Origin of the sequence: Idiomarina sp. UBA4206, assembly GCF_002383015.1 — a bacterium.
In the GTDB taxonomy this organism is placed as follows: domain Bacteria; phylum Pseudomonadota; class Gammaproteobacteria; order Enterobacterales; family Alteromonadaceae; genus Idiomarina; species Idiomarina abyssalis.
Genome location: NZ_DFTS01000074.1, coordinates 43,667 through 50,472, shown reverse-complemented (window position 1 = coordinate 50,472; position 6,806 = coordinate 43,667). Strand labels below are relative to the sequence as shown.

Here is a 6,806-nt window from a genome sequence, read left to right as displayed (position 1 = left end):
CTGCTCGATAAAACCAAAACCTTTTGCTTCGTTAAACCACTTAACAACACCGTTTACTGTATTAGACATAATAAATATCCTGAAATTTTATAAAATAAGTAATCGCTCCGGGCGTTCCCAGTTGCGATGATCATGCGGGGTAAAAAATGAAACTTAAAACTGCAGGACGAAGGTATTACTAAGAGTAAAGCGACGTAGAGGAGTGTTTAACTAACTGTTTCTTATCCAACGCCGGCTACTTTACGCACATTCTATATAATGTCAAACAATAGTTTTCATTTATTTTATAAATCACCTTTATAATTCTTTATGACTTTCTAAACACCTGCGCCAGCATGCAACGAACAGAGCCGCCGCCAAGCTCTATGGTCGGAACCGCTATCGGTAGTAACTCAACCCACTGCTCCAGTTGCCGTATTTGTTCTGTGGTCAATGAGCGATAAGCGGTTTCAGACATAGCCAGAAGTTTGTGGCCATTAACCTCCAGTTCCAGCATGTTGCCTGCAAAGTTACTTATCTGCTGCTCTGTTAATGGCACTAAGGCTTTGCCCGAATTCTTCACTGAACCAACAAAAGTCTGTTGCTCTTCCTTATTGCGGATCATATCCACAGACGCTATAACAAAGTCACTGCCAACCGCCATCAGCACATTGGTGTGGTACACCGGTTTACCGTCACTGCTGGTGGCATCAAAGGCAATTGGCTGATAACCCAACTGTTCACACAATAGCTCCAAGGCTTTCTCGTTCATGCGTTTTGAGCGGGCACCATAGGCCAATTGATTATCATGATCGAAAACCACCGATCCTGTACCCTCCAGAAAAACCTCTTCTTGCTCTAGCACGCTAAGATCGAGCGTTTTTTCGTATCCATAAGTTTCCTGCAGAAACTCAATAATATCGGCTCGACGTTCCTTACGGCGGTTATTGCAATACATGGGGTATAGCACCAGATCTCCGGTACGGTGCGTGCTAAACCAGTTGTTAGGAAAGACCGAATCGGGTGTTTCTGTGCCGGTATCTTCAAACAGTTGTACTTTAACGCCTTTACTCTGTAACAGCTCGACCGCCTTTGTAACTTCGTGGTAAGCGGCCTTGGCGACATTGAGTCCCTGCTGCGCTATCGACTGAAAAGCATTATCCGCCATAGTTTCAGGATTTGAAGCAAAGTGATGCGGGCGCACCATAACAACGGTATCGGACGACTGATTCATTGCGTTTATAGACATTGCAGAATTTGCGCGCAGTTATAGCAACTTGGCTGACGCTTAGCAACGGGCAAAAGAAAAGGGCAGTGTTGTTGCACTGCCCTTTCTATGATTACCCAGTTCACTTACCAGGCGTATTTAAGACTCAACTCAAAGTTACGCTCTGCGCCGAAGAACCCTTGATTATAAAAATCGATACTCGAGTAATATTTCTCATCGAACAGGTTGTTGACGTTCAGGCTTAGATCCAAGTTTTTACCTAACTGATAGTTAGCCATAGCGTTTACTACAGTATAGCCTTCTTGATAAAACGTCGGCATCCCTATAACTGTTGGGTTCGAGACTTCACTCTGCCAGTTCGCGTTTACACCGAGCTTCAGTGCATCGGTAGCAGTGTAAAGCACGCTCGCCTTGACCATATCCTCCGGTAAATACGGTGCATAATCCGAACCGTCGCGATCCGTCGACTCATTATGCGTATAACTGAAGAAAATGTTCAGCGCATCTGTTGGTTTACCGTTTAGCTCCAGCTCATAACCTTCACTTTCTGCTCCATCCACACCTATGGAAGGAAAAATGGTCGTGCCCGGCAATGGATCCGTATTATCAGGATCATTGATTGCTAAGTTATCTTCCTTAATTTTATAAATAGCAAAGCTGGCAGACAGCGCTTCGTTAAAGAAGTCGCCTTTAATACCAATTTCTGAATTAGACCCTTCAACTGGACCAATCAGCTCGCCGTCAGCGTTAAATGCATTTTGGGGCTGGAAAATTTCGGTGTAGCTGGCGTAGGTGGAAATAATGTCAGTAACATCGTAAACAAGGCCGAGATAAGGCGTATTGACGCTTGAGTTCTCGTAGTCACTTGTTGCCCAGGGCGACTCAGACAATGAATCGTAGTTGGTTAAACGATTACCAATTATCGCGGTAAATTCGTCCGTTAAACTAAACTGTGCGGCAGCGTAAACGCCTTCCTGAGTATGAGACTCCAACATACTGTATGCCGGCGTATCGCTAAAGTTGGGACGCGGAACCCCATTCCCCCAGTCGAACAGGCTAGGAATAATAACCGTATCGGTAATACCATAAGACGTAGCGTTAACATCCTGCTCAGCATAGAGAGCACCTGCCGTTAACTGGTGCTCGCGACCCAATAACTCAAAAGGGCCCGAAGCTAAAATACGGAATGACGTTTGCTCCCGGTCGGACACATAGTGATTAGGAGACGCACTCAGACCTTCTCCCGTTTCTTTATTCGGGAAGCCAGAAAAGTACAAAAGATACCCGTCCATCTCACCTTCACGGCGCTCAACATCCATTTGAAGGTCCCAGCCGTTATCAAACGCATGCTCTAGTTGCGCAAACACATTAGTGCTTTCTCTGTCCCATCTGTTCCATGGCGAAGCGGTTGTCGTACTCACAGGTAGATCATCCGCCTGAGTGCCGTCGTCATAAAACAGCGGTAATGCGCCCCACATGCTGCCTTTGGGGTTCCGCTCACTGTAGTCTGCACCTACCGTCAAGCGCGTTTGGGTCGTTAAATCGGCCGTTACTACCGCGTAAATTTGTGCGTTTTCTTTTTCCGATAAGTCGACGTAGCTTTCGCCTTCTTCATAGGCCATGGCCACTCGCGCTTTCACATTACCGTCTTCGGTCAATGTCTGAGAATGGTCAGCCTCGAAGCGATAATTACTCCAGGAGCCAATACCAACACTCGCATAGCCGCCATCTTCTGTTTTTGGGCGCTTACGAATCAGGTTAATTGCTGCAGAAGGTTCCCCAGCACCCGTTAACAAACCGGTTGCGCCGCGCACAATTTCCACTCGCTCAAATACTACCGAGTCGGCTAAGGCTTCACTAAAGAAACTGTTATAGGCAATGGGTACACCGTCAAACTGGAAGTTAGTTACGTCACGCCCGCGAGAGCGGAAGAAAAAGCGGTCCGTTTCGGCCTGCTGCGCCTGAATACCCGGGGCAAATTGCATAACATCTGCAACAGTATCTAATGCGAAACCGTCAATAAAATCGCGATCGATAACTGAAATAGACTGAGGTGTCTGGCGTAGAGTTAACGGCAGTCCTGTTGCCGTTGTCGCACGGTCAAGCGGGCTTCCGGTCACTTTAATGTGTTCAAAAATCTTTTCTTTAGTCTCGGTATTTTGTTCAGCTTGGTCTGAATCTTCTGACTGCACCGCAAACGCAGTAGAAGTTAACAGCACCGATGTTACTGCTGTCGCTAAAAAGCTTTTGGCGAATGCCTTCATGAATTGTCTCCCGACTACAGACTGTAAATGCGAATTGTTATCAGCCAACATTGTATTTGATAATTGTTCGTATTTACAATATCATTTCGGAAAATTTTTCAAGGGGCTCAAAATGACGCAACGACAATGGTTTAAATTACACGGATGGTGCTCATTACCTATATGGGTATTGTTCTGCTTTATCTGTATTACTGGCACCATTGCGGTCTTCAGTCACGAGCTCACCTGGCTATTTAACGAGAATGCACGCGCCGTCAACCCAGACAGCTTGCCTGCTCAACCTGTTTCAGAACTTGTTGCTGCGGTTAAAAGCCAGTTCCCGACCGCCAACGTCACTACAGTAATGACTTTTGAGCCTTACCTTATTAACGCGGTTATCTTCTCGGCCGAGAATATTCCGAATGGCATTGCTTACGTAAACCAGTACACCGGCGAAATTCAGGAAGTGAACCAGGGAATTACCTTTATTAACTTTATGCGCTCGTTGCATAGCTGGCTGCTATTCCCCTGGCAAGAAGGCTATAGCGTTGGCTACTATTTAGTTTCAGCCATGTCATTTGTCATGATAGGTGCGTTAGTTACCGGGCTGGTTATTTACAAAAAATTCTGGCGTGCCTATACACAACCTAAAGTTCGCGTTAAGCAGGGCAAGAAAACACTATTAACTGACTTACATAAGCACGGCGGTGCCTGGTCTATCTGGTTCCTTATTGTTATGAGCCTGACCGGCCTCTGGTATTTCACCCAGCAAGTGCTTTGGCATGCCGATATCGATATTGAAGGGCATGCACCGTTAGTGGAAGTCTCTGACATTCCCATGGGTGAAAAAGCACAGCCACCGGTTTCCTTTGAACAAGCCCTGACAATTGCTGAGCAGCGTTTCCCGGATATAAGACCCAGCTTTATTATGATGCCGGAGCACAACCGCGACATGTTCAAAATTATGGGTGGCGGCGACTTTATCTTTTACGATCAGTACTCCTATCGGCTGGATATTAACCCGTGGAACGGCGAAATAGCCCGTGCCGTTTCACCGCAAAACATGAATACGCTGCAAACCATCCAGCATATTATTGATCCCCTGCACTACGGCACTATTGGCGGCATCTGGACCAAAGCCATCTGGTTTATTTTTGGCCTTATATTGTCAGCCATGTCCATTACCGGATTTTTAATCTGGGGCTCGCGTACTGTTAAAGCATCGAAAGAGAAACGAGCTGCCGCTCAAGAACAGATGCAAAGCGAGGGGGCTCAGTAATGGCACGTCGCAAAAATACGTTTTGGAACCGAAACAAATTCAAACTCAGTGGCTTAATTCTCATTCTGCCTATTTATTTTTTATACGAGCAGCTGCAGCCACCTGTGTTTCCGGATGCCTGGGAAGAAAAATCAGTCGGACCTTTTGAAGTTGCCATACAGCCGTTAAATAACGATGCGCCGTATGCACACCACGACGACTGGGTAAAAGACTTTGCGGCCTATGTAAATGATGGTGAAGTCAGCAATATACGCCAGGGCTACGTCAGTATCGGCGAAGAACCGGCTGCCCTGGAAGCCTTGCAAAAAGTTGACGTCGGCATTCTGCATGGCAGTGAGTTACTGCAACATGTGCATGCTATTGCGCCACAACAATATCAACCTGAACACCGCGTTTGGGTAACATTGCAGACCTGGGACGGCAATGTGCATAAGGCCTCATGGCAACTTCCCGAAGATTGGTTAAAATAAAACTTTAAACACGAATCATTTTCATTTACGATCCACCTCAATTTAGACAGCAGTTAATTTTTGAGGGGAACAATGAACATTCACAAGACCTTACTGGCGGCCAGCATCCTGGCCGCCTTAACCGCCACCAACGTTCACGCACAAGAAGAAAGCCCTGAAAAGACTCAGGAAGAGATGATGGAGACCATCAAAGTCAGTTCGCGCGGACTTATCTCTTACGTTAGCGCTACCGGCGCCAAATCTGACACTCCTATTATTGAAACACCTTTGTCGGTTTCAGTCCTGACCGAAACCCGTATTGAAGACTTAGGCGCAGTAACAGTGCAGGACGCTATTGGTTACGTAGCGGGTTTATACAACGGACCTTACGGCGTTGATACCCGCGGCGACTGGGCACAAATTCGTGGCGTCTCTCCAGTACAGTATTTAGATGGCCTTAAGTCGTTGTTCGGCTACTACAACAACGTGCGTATTAACCCCTACTCGTTAGGCCAAATTGAAATATTGAAAGGACCAAGCTCGGTCTTATATGGACAAGGCTCTACCGGTGGTATTATTAATTTAGTCAGCAAGCGGCCTCAGGCAGAGACCGAAGGTCAGTTCTGGGCACAATTGGGCAACTATTCGCGCAAGCAAGTAGCTGGCGACATTACCGGCGCCTTAAACGATGATGCGTCGTTAACAGGGCGCTTCATTGGCTTATACCGCAACAGCGACACCCAAACCGACTTTGTGCCCGACAACAGTCTGGTACTCAACCCTTCCTTAAGCTGGCACGCTTCTGAAGACACTAAAATTACTTTGATCGGCAATATTCAGCGTAACGAATCAGGCTCCAGTACACAGTTTTTTCCGTGGCAGGGCACCCTGTTCCCGAACGAGTTTGGTCAAATTGACAGTTCCACCTTTGTGTCAGAGCCCGGCTTCGATAAATACGATACTGAGCAGGACGCGTTAACCGCTATTGTTGAGCACGATATAAACCTGAACTGGAGTCTGCGCTTAGCCAGTCGCTACAACGACAGTCATGCCGACTACAACACAATGTATGGCTGGCCACCAGTTTTCGCCGACGACAACCGCACGGTTAACCGCGTTTCTTACTTGTCTCGTGCTGATGCAAGAACCTGGACCAGCGACCTGCAGTTGCACGGCTCTGTTATTACTGGTGCTGTTGAGCACGACTTAGTCTTCGGCCTGGACTTTCAAGACTCTTACACCGATAACGACTACGCTTACGGTGCCATGAACCCGTTAGATTTGTATGCGCCAGTGTACGGCCAGGCAACAGGCTTGCCGACCGAATCCGATGTTGTTGACTATGCCTCTTTAACCAGCCAGCAAACGGGTGTGTATGTGCAGGACAACATGCGTATAGACGACAAATGGTTAATTTCAGCCGCTTTACGTCGCGACCGCGCAACAAATAATCCTGAGGGCGGAAGCGCTACCGATCAGTATGCGACAACCGGTCGCCTGGGCTTCATGTACCTTATGGACGGAGGCTTGTCTCCATACCTTAGTTACAGCGAGTCTTTCTCTCCACTTATTGGCCGGGATGCGTACGAAAATCCCTATGTACCATTAGAAGGTAAACAGTGGGAAGC

6 protein-coding genes are annotated in these 6,806 nt (G+C 47.2%); 3 read left to right on the top strand and 3 right to left on the bottom strand.

Going from position 1 to position 6,806, the window contains the following annotated elements:
• From B3180_RS14885 to B3180_RS14875, 3 genes are all read right to left on the bottom strand, one after another.
• A partial coding sequence (locus B3180_RS14885) for a cold-shock protein (RefSeq protein ID WP_286845335.1) occupies positions 1 to 69 on the bottom strand: 69 nt, incomplete at its 3' end.
• Positions 70 to 307: 238 nt separating this feature from the next.
• Positions 308 to 1,228, bottom strand: coding sequence for a citrulline utilization hydrolase CtlX (gene ctlX / locus B3180_RS14880; protein WP_286845279.1), 921 nt, complete (start codon positions 1,226 to 1,228; stop codon positions 308 to 310).
• Between the two features lie 104 nt (positions 1,229 to 1,332).
• Positions 1,333 to 3,471: a TonB-dependent siderophore receptor gene (locus B3180_RS14875; RefSeq protein WP_278358949.1), complete on the bottom strand. Its 2,139-nt coding sequence runs from the start codon at positions 3,469 to 3,471 to the stop codon at positions 1,333 to 1,335.
• Positions 3,472 to 3,583: 112 nt separating this feature from the next.
• Here B3180_RS14875 and B3180_RS14870 point away from each other — a divergent pair, with 112 nt between their 5' ends.
• The 3 genes from B3180_RS14870 to B3180_RS14860 all read left to right on the top strand — a co-directional run.
• Positions 3,584 to 4,729: a PepSY-associated TM helix domain-containing protein gene (locus B3180_RS14870; protein ID WP_278358950.1), complete on the top strand. Its 1,146-nt coding sequence runs from the start codon at positions 3,584 to 3,586 to the stop codon at positions 4,727 to 4,729.
• Positions 4,729 to 5,199, top strand: coding sequence for a hypothetical protein (locus B3180_RS14865; RefSeq protein ID WP_278358951.1), 471 nt, complete (start codon positions 4,729 to 4,731; stop codon positions 5,197 to 5,199). Before B3180_RS14870 ends, B3180_RS14865 begins: the two co-directional genes overlap by 1 nt.
• A gap of 72 nt (positions 5,200 to 5,271) precedes the next feature.
• Positions 5,272 to 6,806 (top strand): TonB-dependent siderophore receptor (locus tag B3180_RS14860; RefSeq protein ID WP_286845277.1); only part of this gene is annotated, 1,535 nt, incomplete at its 3' end.